Origin of the sequence: Mycobacterium angelicum (assembly GCF_002086155.1) — a bacterium.
GTDB lineage: Bacteria > Actinomycetota > Actinomycetes > Mycobacteriales > Mycobacteriaceae > Mycobacterium > Mycobacterium angelicum.
The window spans coordinates 1-16,903 of record NZ_MVHE01000059.1; the positions used below are offsets into that span (position 1 = coordinate 1).

The window sequence follows — 16,903 nt, forward strand, 5'->3', positions numbered from 1 at the left end:
CCGCCACCCCCACCCACCAGCGAAATTCCTACCGCGACGGAGACGCAGACAGTGACCGTGACGCCACCGCCACCGCCACCGCCGCCACCATCCCCGTCTCCGCCGCCACCGGCGACCACTGCGCCACCCGCGACCACCAGCACCGCTGCGGCGCCGCCGCCCGTCACGACGACGACACCGGCCGGGCCGCGGCAAGTCACCTATTCGGTGACCGGCACCAAGGCGCCCGGCGACATAATCTCGGTGACCTACGTCGACGCCTCCGGCCGCCGACGCACACAGCACAACGTGTACATCCCATGGTCGATGACCGTCACCCCCATATCGAATTCCGACGTCGGCTCGGTGGAGGCGTCCAGCCTCTTCCGGGTGAGCAGGCTCAACTGCTCGATCACGACGAGTGATGGAACGGTGCTGTCCTCGAACACCAACGACGCACCGCAGACGAGCTGCTGATGGTCGGCAGGTATTCCGCATACCGGCGTGGGCCCGACCCGGTCGTGTCGCCGGCTCTCATCGACCGCATTCTGATAGGCGCGTGCGCCGCCGTTTGGTTGGTGCTGATCGGGGTGAGCGTTGCTGCTGCCGTCGCGTTGGCAGACCTGGGCCGCGGCTTCCACAAGATGACGCCGCACACCACCTGGGTGTTGTATGCGGTCATCATCGTGTCGGCCTTGATCATTGTCGGGGCGATTCCGGTGCTGTTGCGGGCCCGCCGAATGCCCCGGGACGAGCCGGTTGTCCGGTCGAAGGCGCTGCAGGGGAGCGGGATAGGCCGGCAGCCGTTGCGGCCGGGGCGTTCCGCGGCGCGCAGTGTGACGGAGCCGGCGCGGCGCGCGAGTGTCAAAACTGCGGCAGCGGGCACCGAGTGGTCCGGCGAGGCGGTGGACCGGGTGTGGTTGCGTGGGACCCTCGCGTTGACGGGCACCATTGGCATTGCGCTGATCGCGGTCGCGTCGGCTACCTATCTGATGGCCGTCGGTCACGACGGCGCGTCGTGGGTGGGCTACGGACTGGCCGGCGCCATTACCGCCGGGCTGCCCGTGATCGAGTGGCTACACGTGCGGCAGATTCGTCGGGTAGCTTCCGGACACTAACTCCTAGGCGTCGGGCGCGGGGCGTCGGGCCGAGCCGTCGGGGCGCCGACGGCAGGGCGCGGGGCGTCGGGCGCGAGGCGTCGGGGCGCCGACGGCAGGGCGCGGCTATTGCGTGTGCGCTGACGGTTTTGAGTGGGTGTCCAGGGCGGGATCGATGCGATTTCTCCGCCTTGGACTCACACTCGAATTAGACCCGACTAACTAGTGCTCGCCGTGCTCGCCGTTTGAGCCGGCGATGCTGTCCTGGTGCTCACGCAATGCCGTCAGGGCACGGTGCTCGGAGGCATGTGCAGCCTCGCGCAGCGCGGCGTCCTCGGACGCCGGGTCGGCGAACAGGAAGCTGCCGCTACCCGGCGATCCGGACGAGCCCAGCTTGTTCATTCGGTTGGGCACCGCCGCGCCCTGGTACTCCAGCGGCAGCGGGTGCCCATGGTCGTCGACCGGGCCGAGCGGCTGGTGCAGCTCGATGTACGCGCCGTGCGGCAGCCGCTTGATGATGCCCGTCTCGACACCGTGCTCAAGGACCGACCGGTCACTGCGCTGCAAGCCGATGGCCCACCGATACGTGATGAAGTAGACGAACGGCGGCAGGATCACCATGCCGATACGGCCGATCCACGTCGTCGCATTCAGCGAGATATGGAACTTCAACGCGATGATGTCGTTCATCGCCGCGAGTGTGAGCACCATGTAGAAGCTGATCGCCATGGCACCGATCGCGGTGCGTACCGGAGCGTCCCGCGGTCGCTGCAGCAGGTTGTGGTGGGCGTAGTCGCCGGTGAACCGCTTCTCCAGGAAGGGGTAGATGATCAGCAGTACGAAGACCAGCCCCATGATGAGCGCCACCCACACCACCGCGGGGATGGTGTGGTGCCAGAAGTAGAACTCCCACGCCGGCCAGATACGGGCCAAGCCTTCTGTCCACATCATGTAGAAGTCCGGCTGCGAGCCGGCCGAAACCTGAGATGGCTTGTAGGGACCGAGGTTCCAGATCGGGTTGATCTGCAACAGCCCACCCATCAGCCCCAGCACACCGACGATGCTGGCGAAGTAAGCGCCGGATTTGAATGCGAACACCGGCATCACTCGCACGCCAACGACGTTGTGTTCGGTGCGGCCCGGGCCGGGGAACTGGGTGTGCTTCTGGAACCACACTAACGCCAGGTGCATCCCGATCAGCGCCAGGATGATCCCCGGTAGCAGCAGGATGTGCAGCGCGTACAACCGCGGGATCAAGATGGTGCCCGGGAAGTCGCCGCCGAACAGCAGCCAGTGCAACCAGGTGCCGATCACCGGCATGCCCAGCGTGATCGACGAGAGCGCGGCGCGCAGGCCGATACCGGACAGCAGGTCGTCGGGCAGCGAGTAGCCGAAGTAGCCCTCGAACATCGATAGGATCAGCAGCAGCGAGCCGATGACCCAGTTAGCCTCACGCGGCCGGCGGAACGCCCCGGTGAAGAAGATGCGGGCCAAGTGCACCATGATCGCCGCGGAGAACATCAGAGCGGCCCAGTGGTGAATCTGCCGCACAAACAGGCCACCGCGAACTTCGAAGGAGATGTCCAGCGCCGATTGATAGGCGCGTGACATCTCGACGCCGCGCAACGGTTGGTAAACCCCGTTGTAGGTGACTTCGACCATGGAGGGGTCGAAGAACAGCGTCAGGTAAACGCCGGTGATCAGCAGCACGATGAAGCTGTACAGGGCGATCTCGCCGAGCAGGAACGACCAGTGCGTCGGGAAGACCTTGTTGAGCTGACGACGCACGGCGGCCGCGGGGTGATAGCGGGTGTCGATGTCCTCGCCTTGACGAGCCATGACTTCGCCGATTTTTGGGGGACTGAATTTCGGACTCATGTTGTTGTGCGCTCCCAGAATGCCGGTCCGACGGGCTCGATGAAATCACCGTTTGCGACGAAATACCCGTTGGCGTCAATGGTGATCGGCAGTTGCGCCAGTGCGCGTGCCGCCGGGCCGAATATCGGCTTGGCGAAATGCAGGGCGTCGAACTGCGATTGGTGGCAAGGGCACAGGATCCGGTAGGACTGCTGCTCGTAAAGCGATGAGGGACAACCCAAGTGCGAGCAGACCTTGGTGAAGGCGAAGAACTCGCCGAAGTTGAAGCTCTCCTGGCCCTGGCGTTTGACGACACGGCCGACGTCGGTGGGCTTGATCCGGATCAGCATCACGGGATTACGGATGCCCATCGCGATCGCATTCAGCTTTTCGTGGGATTCCACCGTGGTGCCGTCACCGTCGGATTCCCGCCACGGGAAGACGGTCTCCATGCCGCCGGCGTCAATATCCTCAGGCCGCATTTTGATGAACGGCGGTCCGTCGTGTGCGCCGGTCGCGCGTGCGAGGTAGATTGTTTCGCCCTTGAAGCGCGGGGTCCAGCCGGACGTCCACAGCACGGCCTTCTTGCCTTCGGCGGTGGGCACAACCGGTTTCCACGGGTTTTTGATCAAGCCGCCGGCAAATGCCACCAAGGTACCCAGGCCGAACGCGCCGAGGCCCATACCGAGCGTGAGTCCGACCAGCTTACGGCGCCTGATCGTCGAGGCTTCCATGGCGTCGGTCAGGTTGGCGACCACCGTCTTGCGGTCGATTTCGCGCGAGGCGCCGTCGTGCCGCTCCTGGATCGTAATCTCTTCGGGGATAAACCTTTTCTGGAAGAGCACCGCGCCAATGGCGATCGAGAGGATGGACAGGCCGAAGGTCAGGCCGTACAGCGGGGTGGCGACGGAGTACAGGAAGCTGCCGGCCTCCTCCTTCGGCTTGTACTCCCACGGCCAGAACAGGAAAATCAGCAGCAACGCAAGCCCGAACCCGCCGCCCAGCAAAAGCCACACGGCCACGCCGCGCTCGGCGCGCTTCTCGGCTTTGGTGCCCTCGACCGGCCAGCGCGGCTCCTTGTAAGCGATCCGGACACCGTCCAGCTTGCCGCCCAGGTCGAGTAGTTCCTGCTGAGACATGGCTGCCAGCGCCGCCTCGTCAGGCTCACCGGCTGCCGCACCCTTGTCGGTGTCGGAGCCTTTGACGCCTTCGATTTCGCTCATGAGCGCGCCCCAATCCACAGTGCCAGACCGATAGCGGCGACCATCCCGATGATCCACATCGCCATGCCTTCAGGTGCCGGCCCGAATCCACCCAGTCCGTAGCCACCCGGCGAGCGCTCCTCGGCGACCGTCCGCACGTAGCCGATGATGTCCTTCTTCGATTCGAAGGAGAGCTGTCGATCCGAGAACTTCGGCATGTTCTGCGGGCCGGTCAGCATCGCGGTGAGGATTTGCTGCTCATTGGCCGGCCCCAGGTCGGGCGCGAATTTACCCGAGGACAGTGCGCCGCCCTTGCCGGTGAAGTTGTGGCAGGAGGCGCAATTGAGGCGGAACAAGTCGCCGCCGCGGCCCAGGTCGGTGCCGCGCAGCGACTGCATGGCCAGGCTGCCGTCGGGGTTGCGAACCACCGTGGGGCCGCCGCCGTTGGCCTGCACGTAGGCGCCGATCGCGTCGATCTGTGCCTCATCGAAGATCGGGTCCTTACGGGGCGCCTGAGCCTCGCCGCGCATCGCGGGCATCCGGCCGGTCGACACCTGGAAGTAGACGGCAGCTTCACCGACACCGATCAGGCTCGGCCCGTGGTCGGGCACACCCTGCAAGTTGGCGCCATGGCAGGAGACGCAGGAGGTGTCGAAGAGTTGTTTGCCGGTACGCAGCAGGGCTGAACCCGACTCGTCGGCAACGGCCACCTGGGGGGTGGGCGTGAGTACGGCCGCCAGCCCGCCGGAGATGGTGAGCGCGATCAACAGCAGCATTCCGCCGGACAACCGGCGACGAAGCCGCCGCCGCGAACGGTCATTGCTCTTTGAGCCACTCTCAGTACCACCGGATCGGGTGAACCTCAGTTTCAACTGAGCACTCCTGTTCTCGGGCTTCGAATCAGCGGAATCAGCGGATGAAATAGATCACGGTGAACAGCGCGATCCACACGATGTCGACGAAATGCCAGTAATAGGAGACGACGATGCTGGCGGTGGCTTGCGCCGGGGTGAATTTGCTCATCGTGGTGCGCAGCAGCAGGAAGATGAAGGCGATCAGACCGCCGGTGACATGCAGCCCGTGGAAGCCGGTGGCCAGATAGAACACCGTGCCGTAGGCGCTGCCCGGAATGGTCGTGCCGTGGGTGGTCAGGTGGTAGTACTCGTACGCCTGACCGAGGATGAAGAACAGGCCCATCAAGAAGGTGATCACGTACCAGCGGCGCAGCCCGAACACGTCGCCGCGCTCGGCCGCGAACACGCCCATCTGACAGGTGAACGACGACGCGATCAACACCAGCGTCACCGGTACCGCCTGGTACAGATTCAGCTCGGTCGGCGGTGGCGGCCAGTTCCCGCCAGCCTGAGCTCGCGCCGTGAAGTAGAACGCGAACAGGCCAGCAAAGAACATGAGTTCGCTGGAAAGCCACACTATGGTGCCAACACTGACCATGTTGGGGCGATTCAGCGAATGCACCCGCGACGTTATCGCAGTACCCGAAGTCCCAACAGCACTCGTCACATCCGCAAGTATGACGCTTTGTAGTTGTCGAACTCTACCCGGGTCGAAAATTCGGTTCCGCGCGTCGTGTCGTGGGACCATCGGCACGTGGCTCTGTCGTCTGAGGCTTCTTCCGCCGGTGGTGCTCTCGGCTTGGCTGCAACCGGGTCGGCGCCGACCTGGCCGCAGGTCTTGGGGCGGTTGACCGAAGGGCACCACCTGGTGCGCGGGCAGGCCGCGTGGGCCATGGACCAGATCATGACCGGCCACGCGCAGCCGGCCCAGATCGCCGCGTTCGCCGTGGCGATGAAGATGAAAGTGCCCACGGCCGAGGAAGTCGGCGAATTGGCCGGCGTCATGCTCAACCACGCGCGTTCGATGCCGATCGAGGCGATCCGCGAGGACACCGTCGACATCGTCGGAACCGGCGGCGACGGGGTCAACACCGTCAACCTGTCCACCATGGCCGCGATCGTGGTGGCCGCGGCCGGCGTGCCGGTGGTCAAACACGGCAACCGGGCCGCGTCGTCGTTGTCCGGTGGCGCCGACACGCTCGAGGCACTCGGCGTGCGCATCGACCTGGGGCCGGACCAGGTGGCGCGCAGCCTCGCCGAGGTCGGCATCGGGTTCTGCTTCGCGCCGCAGTTCCATCCGTCCTACCGGCACGCGTCGGTGGTGCGCCGCGAGATCGGGGTGCCCACGGTATTCAATCTGCTTGGGCCGCTGACCAATCCGGCCCGGCCTCGGGCGGGATTGATCGGTTGCGCATTCGCCGATCTGGCCGAGGTGATGGCCGGAGTGTTCGCCGCGCGGCGCTCCAGCGTGCTGGTCGTGCACGGCGATGACGGGCTCGATGAGCTGACCACCACCACGACGAGCACAATCTGGCGGGTGCAAGCCGGCACCGTAGACAAGCTCACCTTCGATCCGGCCGGATTCGGTTTCGCCCGCGCCGAACTCGACGACCTGCGCGGCGGCGACGCCCAGGCCAATGCCGAACAAGCGCGCGCCGTGCTCGGCGGTGCGACGGGTCCGGTGCGAGACGCGGTGGTGCTCAACGCCGCCGGCGCGATGGTCGCTCACGCGGGGTTATCCAGCCGCGCTGAATGGCTGCCGGCGTGGGAGGACGGGCTGCAGCGGGCTTGCGCCGCGATCGACAGCGGCGCGGCCGAACAACTGCTCGCGCGATGGGTGCGGTTCAGCCAGCAGGTCTAGCTCGCCGACGGCTTGTTCGGCTGCCAGTCGCGCCGATCTCGCCGCTGCCGCCCACGCCGCCCAGACACCTGCCGACCGCACGGGTGACGCCCACCCGCCGCCGGAACCGTCAGCGATCCGGACGATACGCACGCCGGGTGCTGCCAGCCAGCGCGCAATGAGTGCGGATTCCTCGACCAGTGCCCCGCCGAGCGGGGCCGGCATCGGCAGGATCGCTTGGGCGCCGGCACAAATGGCGTCGACGACCGGCATCGGCGGCACGCCGCGAGCAGCGCATCCGGCGGCGGCCAGTTGCCCATGCCGGATGACGGCAAGCTGCCAGCCGCCGCTCCCGTCCGGTTTGGCGGCGATCAGCTCACCTAAGGCGGCCAGCGCACGCAGTCGCTGCCCGCGCCAGAGCGTGTCGATCGCGGTAGCGAGGCGGTCGCGCAGCCGTGCGGCGCTCTCGTAGTGACACCGCTCGGCGAGCGCGGCCACCTGGTGCACGGCGGCCGACAGGGCGGCGTTGTCCAGGCCGTCGATCAAATCGGCGGCGCGCTGCGTCGCCGCGGCGTATTGGGTGGCCGTCATGTCGCGGCCGGCAGGGCACGGAGACACCTCGAGCTCGACGCAGGCCGGACCATGCAGGGCCGAGCGTGCCAGGCGCTTGGTGCACGTTCGCACGCCGGTGAACCGTGCCAGCAGGGCCGCGGTTTCCGCGGCATCGGCACGTGACCGGAACGGGCCGACGGCGCGGTCATGCCGCGGGGCGCGGACCACCGACAGACGTGGGAACGCTTCGTCGCTGAGCACCACCCACCACCACCGATGCGGAAATCGCGACCGGCGGTTGTACGGCGGGGCATGCGCGGCAAGCAGCCGCAGCTCGCGCACGCCAGCCTCCAGCGAGTGTGCGCACTCGACATGGTCGACGGCGCCGGCCAGCGTGACCATCTCCTTGATCCGGCCACGCGGGTCGGCGCCGTTGAAGTACTGATTCACCCGCCGGCGTAAGTCGACCGCGGTGCCCACGTAGAGGACTTCGTTTGACGGCCCGCGGAACAGATACACGCCGGGACGATGCGGCAGGCCCTCGGCGAGCACCCGTTTGCGCCGCTGCGTCGGTGTCACGTCAGGCAGGTACGCACGCAGGTCGGCGTAGGTGTGCACGCCCTGGTTTCCCACCCTTTCGATGAGCGCGTGTAAGACGTCGACGGTGGCGCGCGCATCGTCGAGGGCGCGGTGCGTGGGCTCGGTGGTGACGGCGAACAGTCGCGCCAGCGATGCCAGCCGCACGCTGGGTGCTTCCTCTCGGCTCAACACCCGGCGCGCCAGCCGCACCGTGCACAGCACCTTCGGCCGGGGCCAGGAAATATCGCAACGCTGGGCGGCGGCGCGCAGAAATCCGATGTCGAACCCGGCGTTGTGGGCGACCAGCACGGCACCGCCGGCGAACTCGAAAAACATGGGCAGGACGGCTTCGATGGTCGGCGCGTCACACACCATCGCGGTGGTGATGCCGGTCAGCTGCACGATCTGGGGCGGGATGCTGCGCTGCGGGTCGACCAGGGTGGCGAATTCGCCCAGCACAGCCCCGCCGCGCACCTTCACCGCCCCGATTTCGGTGATGGCGTCCGGCGGTGTCGTCTCGCTACCCGTCGTGCGTCCGCCGGTGGTTTCCAGATCGACGACCACGAAGGTGGTCTCGCGCAACGGCATTTCTTCGGCCGCGTTGAGCCCGGGAAAGCTCAGCTGCGTCGCACCCGTCGCGCCCATGGCGGTGACGTTAGGCATCGGCACCGACAGCCGGCGGTTCCCGCGCCGGGCTCGGTCTGTCGGTGGTCGCGGCTAGCGTTCGCCACAGTCGACCGAACCCGAACCGAGAGGGACTGACCAGATGGCTTCCAGTAGCGGACCCGCGGGCCCCGTGACCATCGACTGCGACGATTGCGCGGTGCGCGGGCCCAGTTGCCGCGACTGCGTCGTCAGTGTGCTGCTCGGGGTCCCAACGACTTTGTCCTATGACGAACGGGCGGCATTAGAAGTGCTTGCCGAAGTTGGATTGGCACCGAGATTACGTTTGGTGCCGATCCACGGGAATCGGTCTGGAGTCGCGTAGTGTGGCTTGGGTGCCGAATCGCCTTGATGCCATAGCAGGTTCGCGGCGGTTCACACGGAAATGACATTTTTCTGTCCATTTTCTTAACTCCCCCCTTTGGACAAACGCCGATATCGTTTCGTAACCTGTTTGAGACCTAAACCAGCTCGACGTCGATACGTCGATGGCCGTTTAAGGAAGCAAATCTTGAGGCTCGACTCCAGGCAGTTGATCGCGCGCGCAATCAAGCGGTTTGCCATCGGTTCGTTAGCCAGCTTCACCGTCTTGTCGGGCTTTATGGCCGCGAATGCAACGGCTGATCCGGCCGAGGACGCACTGGCAAAGCTCAACGAGCTGTCTCGGCAGGCCGAGCAGACCACCGAGGCGATGCACAGTGCGCAACTCGACCTGAACGCCAAGCTGGCCGCCGAGCAGGCAGCGGAGAAGAAGCACGCCGACGATCAAGCCGCAGCGGATGCCGCCAAAGCTCGTTTGGCTTCATTCCAGACTTCCGTCAACAAGATCGCGGCCGCCGCCTACATGGGTGGTCGCACCGACGGCATGGACGCCATCCTGACGGCCGAGTCTCCGCAGCTGCTCATCGACGGACTGACGGTGCAGCGCGTGATGGCCCATCAAATGTCCACGCAGATGTCCAGTTTCCGGGCTGCCGGCGAACAGGCCGCCAAGGCTGAGCAGGCATCGGCCAAGTCGGCTGCCGACGCCAAGGCGGCGGCCGAGCAAGCCGCGGCGGTGCGAGCGAGCCTGCAGCACAAGCAGAGCCAGCTGCAGGTGCAGATCGCTGTGGTCAAGTCGCAGTACCAGGCGCTGACGCCTGGGCAGCGCGAGGCGCTCGCCGATCCAGGACAGGTTCCTGCCGGACTTCCCGGTGCCCCCGCCCCGGCTCCCGAGGCACAGGCCCCCGGCGCCCCGCAGACGCCCGGCGAACCCCTGCCGCCCGGCGGGATGATGCCCGGATTCGCGCTGCCCGGCGGTGGCGGTGGCGGTGGCGGTGACCGCGCAGCCGTGGTTCAGGCCGCATTGACCCAGGTCGGCATGCCCTACGCGTGGGGCGGCGCCGCACCGGGCGGGTTCGACTGCTCCGGACTGGTGATGTGGGCGTTCCAGCAGGCCGGCATCGCGCTGCCGCACTCCAGCCAGGCGCTGGCCCACGGTGGTCAGCCGGTGGCGCTCTCGGACCTGCAGCCCGGCGACGTGCTGACCTTCTATTCCGACGCCTCACACACCGGCATCTACATCGGTGACGGCCTCATGGTGCACTCCTCCACCTACGGCGTCCCGGTTCGGGTGGTGCCGATGGACTCGTCCGGCCCGATCTACGACGCGCGCCGCTACTAACGGCCTCGCTGCGCGACGCCGATGGCCTCGTTTTCTGCTGGCCGCCATATTCGCGACTGAGCTGGTTGCGGCGGTAGCCGTTCCGGCTCCGCCGGTGCGCGAGAGACCCGCAGCACCCGCCCGCACGCTGGTCGTCGGCGACCGCGCTGTGCGGCTGGTGAGTCTCGGTGGTCCACCCAGCGACCGCCTGCTGACCCGAGTGGCAGACGACATCGGCGTGGCGATCGACGCGGTGGTGGCCTTCTGGGGAGCCGACTGGCCGCACGATATCTCCGTGGTGGCCGCCGGCTCCCGCGAGCAGTTTCTTGCCGCCGTCGGCGGCGGGCCGGCGTCGCAGTGGGCCGATATCGCGGCGGTGACGGTCGCCGACAGCGTCGATCCGCAACGTCAGGTTGCCGTCGGCGAACGTATCGTGTTCGCGCCCGACGCTGACACCATGAGCGCAGCCGCATTGCGGATTGTCTTGAGCCACGAGCTTTTTCACTATGCGGCGCGTGCCGTCACCACCATGGATGCGCCACGCTGGCTGACCGAGGGGGTGGCCGATTTCGTGGCACGCCCGGCCACCGCGGTACCCACCGCCGCAGCGCCACGGTCGCTGCCCTCAGATGACGACCTCGACGCTGCGGGTCCGCAACGCTCGCTGGCCTACGACCGGGCTTGGCTGTTTGCGCGCTTCGTTGCGGACAGCTACGGGCCGGGGAAGTTACGTGAGTTCTACCTGGCCGCCTGCGGCGTTGGGCACTCCGATATTTCCGCTGCAGCCCGCGACGTGCTGGGTATCGACGAGGCCGGGCTGCTCGCGCGCTGGCAGCAGTGGCTCGCTGGTTGATAGCGCATGCGCTAGCGCGTTTCGAGTTTGGGTATGGGCAGCCCGTCGCGGTGCCGGTGGGACGGATGTGACCGGTGGTGGGCGGCCTCGGACCTCTGCGCCGTCGGCATCAGCGGCGGGCTAGATTTACCCGGGTGAGTCGGGTCCTGCTGGTAACCAATGACTTTCCACCCCGGCGCGGCGGTATCCAGTCCTACTTGGGAGAGTTCGTCGATCGGTTGGTGCAGGCCGGATCGCATCACGTGACGGTGTACGCGCCAAAGTGGAAGGGCGCCGAGGCTTTTGACGACGCGGCCCGGGGGACCGGCTATCGGGTGGTGCGTCATCCGAGCACGTTGATGTTGCCCGGCCCGACGGTCGACATCCGGATGCGACGGCTGATCGCCGAGCACGGCATCGACACCGTCTGGTTCGGCGCGGCCGCGCCGCTGGCCCTGCTGGCTCCGCGGGCCCGGGCGGCCGGGGCGGCCCGGGTGGTGGCCAGCACCCACGGCCACGAAGTGGGCTGGTCGATGCTGCCCGTCGCGCGGTCGGTGCTGGGCCGCATCGGTGATGGCACCGACGTGGTGACATTCGTCAGCCGGTACACGCGATCGCGGTTCGCACCCGCATTCGGGCCCGGGGCCTCGCTGGAGTACCTGCCGCCAGGGGTGGACAGCGATCGGTTCCGCCCGGATCCGGGCGCCCGCGCCGAATTGCGCAAGCGCTACCGGCTGGGGGACCGGCCCACAGTGGTCTGCCTGTCCCGGCTGGTGCCGCGCAAAGGTCAGGACGTGTTGATCAAGGCGCTGCCGGAGATCCGGCGGCGGGTTGACGGCGCTGCCCTGGCGATCGTCGGCGGCGGCCCCTACCTGGAGACGCTGCAAAAGCTGGCGCAGGACCGCGGGGTAGCCGAGCATGTGACGTTCACCAAAGGCGTGCCGGGCGATGAGCTACCGGCCCACCACGCGATGGCCGACGTATTCGCCATGCCGTGCCGGACCCGCGGCGCCGGCATGGACGTCGAGGGCTTGGGAATCGTCTTCTTGGAGGCCTCCGCCAGTGGCGTGCCGGTGATCGCCGGGCGATCCGGCGGAGCGCCAGAAACGGTGCAGCACAACAGGACTGGACTGGTGGTGGACGGCACCTCGGTGAGCAAGGTCGCCGAGGCGGTCAGTGAGTTGCTGACAGATCGAGACCGGGCGGCGGCGATGGGCGCAGCCGGCCGGGAATGGGTGAAAGCCCAGTGGCGCTGGGAGACGCTCGCGGCCCGGCTGGCCGAGCTGCTGCGCAGCTAGTCTTTGCTGTAAATCGCCTCGATATCGGAGGCGAACTTCTCGGCCACCACGTTGCGCTTCACCTTCATCGTCGGGGTCAGCTCCCCGGTGTCCTCGGTGAAGTCGACCGGCAGAATCCGGAACTTGCGGATCGACTCGGCATGCGACACCTGCAGGTTGGCGTGTTTGACCGCCGCGTCCACTTCGGCCGTCAGATCCGGGTCGGTGGTCAGGTCACCGACCGAGGCGTCGGCGGCTTTGCTGTTGCGTTGCTTCCAGCCCTCGAACGCCTCGGGATCGATGGTGATCAGCGCGCCGATGAACGGCTTGTTGTCCCCGACGACCATCGCCTGGCTGATCAGCGGGTGACTGCGCAGCTGATCCTCCAGCACCGCGGGGGCCACATTCTTACCGCCCGCGGTGACGATGAGTTCCTTCTTGCGGCCGGTGATCGTCAAAAAGCCGTCCTCGTCGACAGAGCCCAAATCACCGGTGCGGAACCAGCCGTCGGTGAACGCCTCCTTGGTGGCCTGCTCGTTGCGCCAGTAGCCGCTGAACACCACGCCGCCGCGCACCAACAGCTCCTTGTCATCGGCCAGGCGCAGGCTGTTGCCAGGCACCAGGCTTCCGACGGTCCCGATCTTCACGCCGTTGATCTGGTTGACCGTGATGGCCGCGCTGGTCTCGGTCAGCCCGTAGCCCTCGTAGATGGTCAGGCCCACACCGCGGTAGAAGTGGCCTAGCCGCGCACCCAGCGGCGCGCCACCGGAGACGGCGGCATGGCAGTTGCCGCCTAGTGCGGCCCGCAGTTTGTGGTAGACCAGCCGGTCGAACAGCGCATGCTTGGCGCGCAACACCAAACCGGGTTTGCCGTCGTCCTGGGCGCGGCTCCAGTCGACCGCGGTCTGGGCGGCGGCCTTGAAGATCGGGCCCTTGCCGTCGTTGGCGGCGTTCTGCTCGGCGGTGTTGTACACCTTCTCGAACACCCGGGGCACTGACACCACCACCGTCGGTTTGAACACCGCGAACAACGGCAGCAGATTCTTGATGTCGCTGGTGAATCCGACGGTCACTTTGTTGGTGAACGCGGCCAAGGTCAACGCCCGAGCCAGCACGTGGGCCAGCGGCAGGAAGACCAACAGCCGCTGACCTTCGTGCAGCAGCGTCGGGAGGCAGTCCTTGGTGCCGCGGATCTCGTAGAGCAGATTGGAGTGTGTTAGTTGGCAGCCTTTGGGTCGTCCGGTGGTGCCCGAGGTGTAGATGAGTGTGGCCGGGTCCTCGGCGCGCAGCGCCTCCAGCCGAGCGCTCAGCTGCGCCGGGTCGGCCGACGCGCCCTCCTCGGCGAGTTGGTCAAGGGCTTTGGGACCCGAACCGTTGATATGCAGCACCCGACGGAGGGCGGGCAACTCACCGGTGAGCTCGGTCACCGTCGCGGCGTGTGCGTCGGTTTCGGCGAACGCCAACACCGCTTCGGAGTCCTGCAGCACCCAGCGCACCTGCTCGGCCGACGATGTCTCGTAGATCGGCACGGTGACCGCACCGACCGACAGGATGGCGAGATCGAGGATCGCCCACTCGTATCGGGTGGCCGAAAAAATGGAAACCCGGTCGCCGGGCTCCACGCCTAGCGCGATCAAACCCAATGCGGCAGAACGAATCTGGTCGGCGGCCTGGGCGCAGGTGACGTCCGTCCAGACGCCGTCGACCAGCCGCTGATAGATCACGAAGTCGGGATCGTCGCGCTCATGCTCGAAAACCGCGGCGGCGATGTTGTCGTGCTCCTCGATGGAAAAGCGGGCAGGGACACTGTACTGACGCACTCTTCAAACCTCGCTTGACCTTGGGTTCCGATCGGGTGGCCGGGTTGCTGTCGCCCAGCCTAATCGCGTGGTTGTCGTCGCATCGAGACGGCTGGTCTGGGCGTGCTGGACTCATATGTGAAGCTGAGGCTATGTACAGCATCCAGATCGCCGACGAAACGTACATCGCGGCCGATGGCGCGCGAGTGGGAGCCGCGATCGCCGACCGGTCGCAGTGGAGCCGGTGGTGGCCCGATTTGCGGCTGCAGGTCACCGAGGATCGTGCCGAGAAGGGGATCAGGTGGGCGGTCACCGGCGCCCTGACCGGCACGATGGAGATCTGGCTGGAACCATCGCTGGATGGGGTGGTGCTGCACTATTTCCTGCACGCCGAACCGACCGGTGTCGCGGCCTGGCAACTGGCCCGGATGAAGCCGGGCAAGATGACGCATCGGCGCAGGGTGGCGGGCAAGAAAATGGCGTTCGAGGTGAAGACCAGACTGGAACAGTCGCGCCCCGTTGGGGTTTCTCCGGTAGTTTAGCCGGGTCAAGGTTTGGCACGGAGGGAAGTAGCCAGGTGGCGGAGAAGACGACGCAGACGATCTATATCGAGGCAGATCCAGGCACGGTGTTGGAGGTCATCGCCGATATCGATTCCTACCCGGAGTGGATTTCGGAGTACAAGGAAGCCGAAGTGCAGGAAAGAGACGCAGACGGCTATCCCAAGACCGTGCGATTCGTGATGGACGCCGGCGTCATCAAGGACACGCTGGTGATGTCCTACGAGTGGCCCAAGGACCGCAAATCGCTGAGCTGGACTCTGGTTTCCAGCTCGCTGTTGAAGGCGCTCGACGGCTCATATGGCTTGGCGGCCAAGGACTCTGGCACGGAGGTCACCTATCAGCTCGCGGTCGACCTGGCTGTCCCGATGATCGGGTTGCTCAAGCGCAAAGCTGAGCGCAGGTTGACTGACACCGCACTGAAAGATCTGAAGAAACGAGTCGAGGGCTGAGTGACTCCACTGACTCGTTGGTGCCCACCCAGGCCCGGATCAGTCTGTTTGTTGGCAAAGGTGGGGTAGGAAAGTCCACCCTGGCGTGTGCCACCGCGGTTTGTGACGCCGGCGCTGGTCAGCGCGTGCTGATTGTTTCCACCGACCAAGCTCACTCCTTGGGTGATGTGTTGGGCGTTCCCGTCCCCGCCACCGGGCGGGGTGAACCCGTGCGGGTCCTGGCCGACCTGGAAACCGAGACCGGCGGTGGCTTCCTGGATGCGCTGGCCCTCGATACGTTGGCGCTACTGGAGGATCGCTGGCGAGACGTGGTCGATGCGCTGGACCGGCGTTTCCCCGACTCGGAGTTGGGCAGCATTGCGCCCGAAGAGCTTTCGGCCCTGCCCGGGGTCCAGGAAGTGCTCGGGCTGCACGCGGTCGGCGAGCTGGCCGCCGCCGGCCGATGGGATCGCATCGTGGTCGACTGCGCCTCGACGGCGGATGCGCTGCGCATGTTGACCCTGCCCGCAACGTTCGGGCTGTATGTGGAGCGCGCGTGGCCGCGGCATCGCCGGCTCAGTATCGGCGCCGACGACAGCCGGTCAGCCGCGGTGGTGGAACTGCTGGAACGCACCAGCGCCAGCGTCGATCGGCTCAGCACCATGCTGGCCGACGGCGCCCTGGTCAGTGCGCATCTGGTGCTGACCCCCGAGCGGGTGGTCGCCGCGGAAGCGGCCAGGACGCTGGGGTCGCTGGCCTTGATGGGTGTCCACGTCGAGGAGTTGCTCGTCAATCAGGTTCTCGTCCGCGACGAAACATACGAGTACCGCAGCTTGCCCGACCACCCCGCGTTCTACTGGTATGCCGAGCGCATCTCCGAGCAACGTGCGGTCCTCGAAGAACTCGACGCCACGATCGGAGACGTGGCACTGGTCCTGATTCCGCACTCGTCCGGTGAGCCGATCGGCGCCAAGGCGCTGAGCGGACTCCTCGACAGCGCCCGTCGGCGTCGTGGCGCCGAGCCGCCCGGTCCGTTGCGTCCCATCGTCGACCTGGAATCCGGCTCCGGCCTGGAATCGGTGTACCGACTGCGGCTTGCTTTGCCCCGGCTTGATCCGGGATCGTTGACGCTTGGCCGGTCCGACGATGACTTGATCATCAGCGCCGGCGGGGTACGACGCCGGGTTCGGTTGGCATCGGTGCTGCGGCGGTGTACGGTGCAGGACGCGCGTCTGCGGGGGACTGAGCTGACCGTTCGTTTTCGACCAAATCCGGAGGTGTGGCCACAGTGAGTCATGCCGACATAGGTCCGGAGCTGCGGAAACTGGCGCAGGCGATCCTCGACGGAATTGACCCCGCGGTCCGCGTGGCGATGGCGAAGGCTTCTGGGGCATCCGGCTCGATCGGCGGTAAGGGTATGGGGAAGTGCCAGCAGGTGTGGTGTCCGGTGTGCGCGCTGGGCGCCTTGGTGACCGGCGAACAGCACCCGCTGGTGACCGTCATCGCCAACCACAGCGTCGCTCTACTCGACGTGATCCGCGCCATAGTCGACGACATCGACCGATCGGCGAAACCGCCGCCGGACGACCCGCCCGGCGGCGGCGTGAGCACCGAAACCCTTGGGGAAACAACAAAATCTGACGGTGCCGTAAAAAACCGCTACCAGCCGATCCCCGTAGCCGTCCAGGAGTGAGCCAACCCGTCGCGAGGTGGTCGGAGTCGTCGCGGATGGGTACAGT

General features: G+C 66.6%; 16 protein-coding genes and 1 pseudogene. 11 read left to right on the forward strand and 6 right to left on the reverse strand.

Features of this window, described 5'->3' with window-relative positions; all coding sequences use genetic code 11:
* Together BST12_RS23195 and BST12_RS23200 are read left to right on the forward strand one after the other, a co-directional pair.
* Window positions 1-456: MmpS family transport accessory protein (locus tag BST12_RS23195; RefSeq protein ID WP_245850515.1), on the forward strand; the 456-nt coding region annotated here is incomplete at its 5' end.
* Entirely contained in the window at window positions 456-1,097 is a 642-nt protein-coding gene (locus tag BST12_RS23200; RefSeq protein ID WP_083115603.1) for a DUF2561 family protein, read from the forward strand. The genes BST12_RS23195 and BST12_RS23200, both read left to right, overlap by 1 nt.
* Before the next feature lie 201 nt (window positions 1,098-1,298).
* On the opposite strand, the gene qcrB is transcribed toward BST12_RS23200, so the two are convergent.
* The 4 genes from qcrB to ctaE are packed head-to-tail and all read right to left on the reverse strand — an operon-like array spanning window position 1,299 to window position 5,656.
* Complete coding sequence (gene qcrB / locus BST12_RS23205) at window positions 1,299-2,954, reverse strand: cytochrome bc1 complex cytochrome b subunit (protein WP_083115604.1); 1,656 nt, start codon at window positions 2,952-2,954, stop codon at window positions 1,299-1,301.
* Window positions 2,951-4,156 (reverse strand): cytochrome bc1 complex Rieske iron-sulfur subunit, encoded by a 1,206-nt coding sequence (gene qcrA / locus BST12_RS23210; RefSeq protein WP_083115605.1) that lies wholly within the window; start codon window positions 4,154-4,156, stop codon window positions 2,951-2,953. The genes qcrB and qcrA overlap by 4 nt, the downstream gene beginning before the upstream one ends.
* Window positions 4,153-5,007 carry a cytochrome bc1 complex diheme cytochrome c subunit gene (gene qcrC / locus BST12_RS23215; protein ID WP_083115606.1) on the reverse strand — a complete coding sequence of 285 codons (855 nt, stop codon included), beginning with the start codon at window positions 5,005-5,007 and terminating at the stop codon, window positions 4,153-4,155. The genes qcrA and qcrC overlap by 4 nt, the downstream gene beginning before the upstream one ends.
* A 37-nt stretch (window positions 5,008-5,044) precedes the next feature.
* Window positions 5,045-5,656, reverse strand: a complete 612-nt coding sequence (gene ctaE / locus BST12_RS23220; RefSeq protein ID WP_083115607.1) for an aa3-type cytochrome oxidase subunit III — start codon at window positions 5,654-5,656, stop codon at window positions 5,045-5,047.
* Between the two features lie 87 nt (window positions 5,657-5,743).
* Here ctaE and trpD point away from each other — a divergent pair, with 87 nt between their 5' ends.
* Window positions 5,744-6,850 (forward strand): anthranilate phosphoribosyltransferase, encoded by a 1,107-nt coding sequence (trpD, locus tag BST12_RS23225; RefSeq protein ID WP_245850516.1) that lies wholly within the window; start codon window positions 5,744-5,746, stop codon window positions 6,848-6,850.
* On the opposite strand, the pseudogene BST12_RS23230 reads toward trpD, so the two are convergent.
* Window positions 6,788-8,623 (reverse strand): annotated as a pseudogene (locus tag BST12_RS23230) (DEDD exonuclease domain-containing protein); the annotation flags it as partial. The gene trpD and the pseudogene BST12_RS23230 sit on opposite strands and share 63 nt — an antisense overlap.
* A 103-nt stretch (window positions 8,624-8,726) precedes the next feature.
* On the opposite strand from BST12_RS23230, the gene BST12_RS33640 reads away from it, so the two are divergent.
* The 4 genes from BST12_RS33640 to pimB all read left to right on the forward strand — a co-directional run bounded on the left by BST12_RS33640 (window position 8,727) and on the right by pimB (window position 12,395).
* Window positions 8,727-8,948 (forward strand): hypothetical protein, encoded by a 222-nt coding sequence (locus BST12_RS33640; RefSeq protein WP_083115609.1) that lies wholly within the window; start codon window positions 8,727-8,729, stop codon window positions 8,946-8,948.
* Between the two features lie 186 nt (window positions 8,949-9,134).
* Window positions 9,135-10,286 (forward strand): peptidoglycan hydrolase RipC, encoded by a 1,152-nt coding sequence (gene ripC / locus BST12_RS23240; RefSeq protein WP_083115610.1) that lies wholly within the window; start codon window positions 9,135-9,137, stop codon window positions 10,284-10,286.
* Window positions 10,287-10,320: 34 nt separating this feature from the next.
* On the forward strand, window positions 10,321-11,118 hold the full coding sequence (locus tag BST12_RS23245) for a hypothetical protein (protein WP_083115628.1): 798 nt from the start codon (window positions 10,321-10,323) through the stop codon (window positions 11,116-11,118).
* Window positions 11,119-11,252: 134 nt separating this feature from the next.
* Entirely contained in the window at window positions 11,253-12,395 is a 1,143-nt protein-coding gene (pimB, locus tag BST12_RS23250) for a GDP-mannose-dependent alpha-(1-6)-phosphatidylinositol monomannoside mannosyltransferase (RefSeq protein WP_083115611.1), read from the forward strand.
* Here the strand turns inward: pimB and BST12_RS23255 are convergent.
* The gene (locus BST12_RS23255; protein WP_083115612.1) at window positions 12,392-14,194 is read right to left on the reverse strand and encodes an AMP-dependent synthetase/ligase; all 1,803 of its coding nucleotides are present in this window, start codon (window positions 14,192-14,194) and stop codon (window positions 12,392-12,394) included. The two genes, pimB and BST12_RS23255, sit on opposite strands and share 4 nt — an antisense overlap.
* Before the next feature lie 131 nt (window positions 14,195-14,325).
* Here BST12_RS23255 and BST12_RS23260 point away from each other — a divergent pair, with 131 nt between their 5' ends.
* Genes BST12_RS23260 through BST12_RS23275 form a run of 4 tightly spaced genes read left to right on the forward strand, consistent with a single transcriptional unit; the run spans window position 14,326 to window position 16,857 of the window.
* Complete coding sequence (locus tag BST12_RS23260; protein WP_083115613.1) at window positions 14,326-14,715, forward strand: polyketide cyclase / dehydrase and lipid transport; 390 nt, start codon at window positions 14,326-14,328, stop codon at window positions 14,713-14,715.
* A gap of 35 nt (window positions 14,716-14,750) precedes the next feature.
* Entirely contained in the window at window positions 14,751-15,185 is a 435-nt protein-coding gene (locus tag BST12_RS23265; RefSeq protein ID WP_083115614.1) for an SRPBCC family protein, read from the forward strand.
* Window positions 15,186-15,205: 20 nt separating this feature from the next.
* On the forward strand, window positions 15,206-16,456 hold the full coding sequence (locus tag BST12_RS23270) for an ArsA family ATPase (protein WP_083115615.1): 1,251 nt from the start codon (window positions 15,206-15,208) through the stop codon (window positions 16,454-16,456).
* Window positions 16,444-16,857, forward strand: a complete 414-nt coding sequence (locus BST12_RS23275; protein ID WP_083115616.1) for a hypothetical protein — start codon at window positions 16,444-16,446, stop codon at window positions 16,855-16,857. The genes BST12_RS23270 and BST12_RS23275 overlap by 13 nt, the downstream gene beginning before the upstream one ends.
* Window positions 16,858-16,903 lie beyond the last annotated feature (46 nt).

Excerpts from the sequence above, each read along its gene's own strand:
- qcrA (WP_083115605.1), bottom strand. The coding sequence starts at position 4,156 with ATGAGCGAAATCGAAGGCGTCAAAGGCTCCGACACCGACAAGGGTGCG.
- BST12_RS23260 (WP_083115613.1), top strand. The coding sequence starts at position 14,326 with ATGTACAGCATCCAGATCGCCGACGAAACGTACATCGCGGCCGATGGC.
- qcrB (WP_083115604.1), bottom strand. The coding sequence starts at position 2,954 with ATGAGTCCGAAATTCAGTCCCCCAAAAATCGGCGAAGTCATGGCTCGT.
- BST12_RS33640 (WP_083115609.1), top strand. The coding sequence starts at position 8,727 with ATGGCTTCCAGTAGCGGACCCGCGGGCCCCGTGACCATCGACTGCGAC.
- BST12_RS23200 (WP_083115603.1), top strand. The coding sequence starts at position 456 with ATGGTCGGCAGGTATTCCGCATACCGGCGTGGGCCCGACCCGGTCGTG.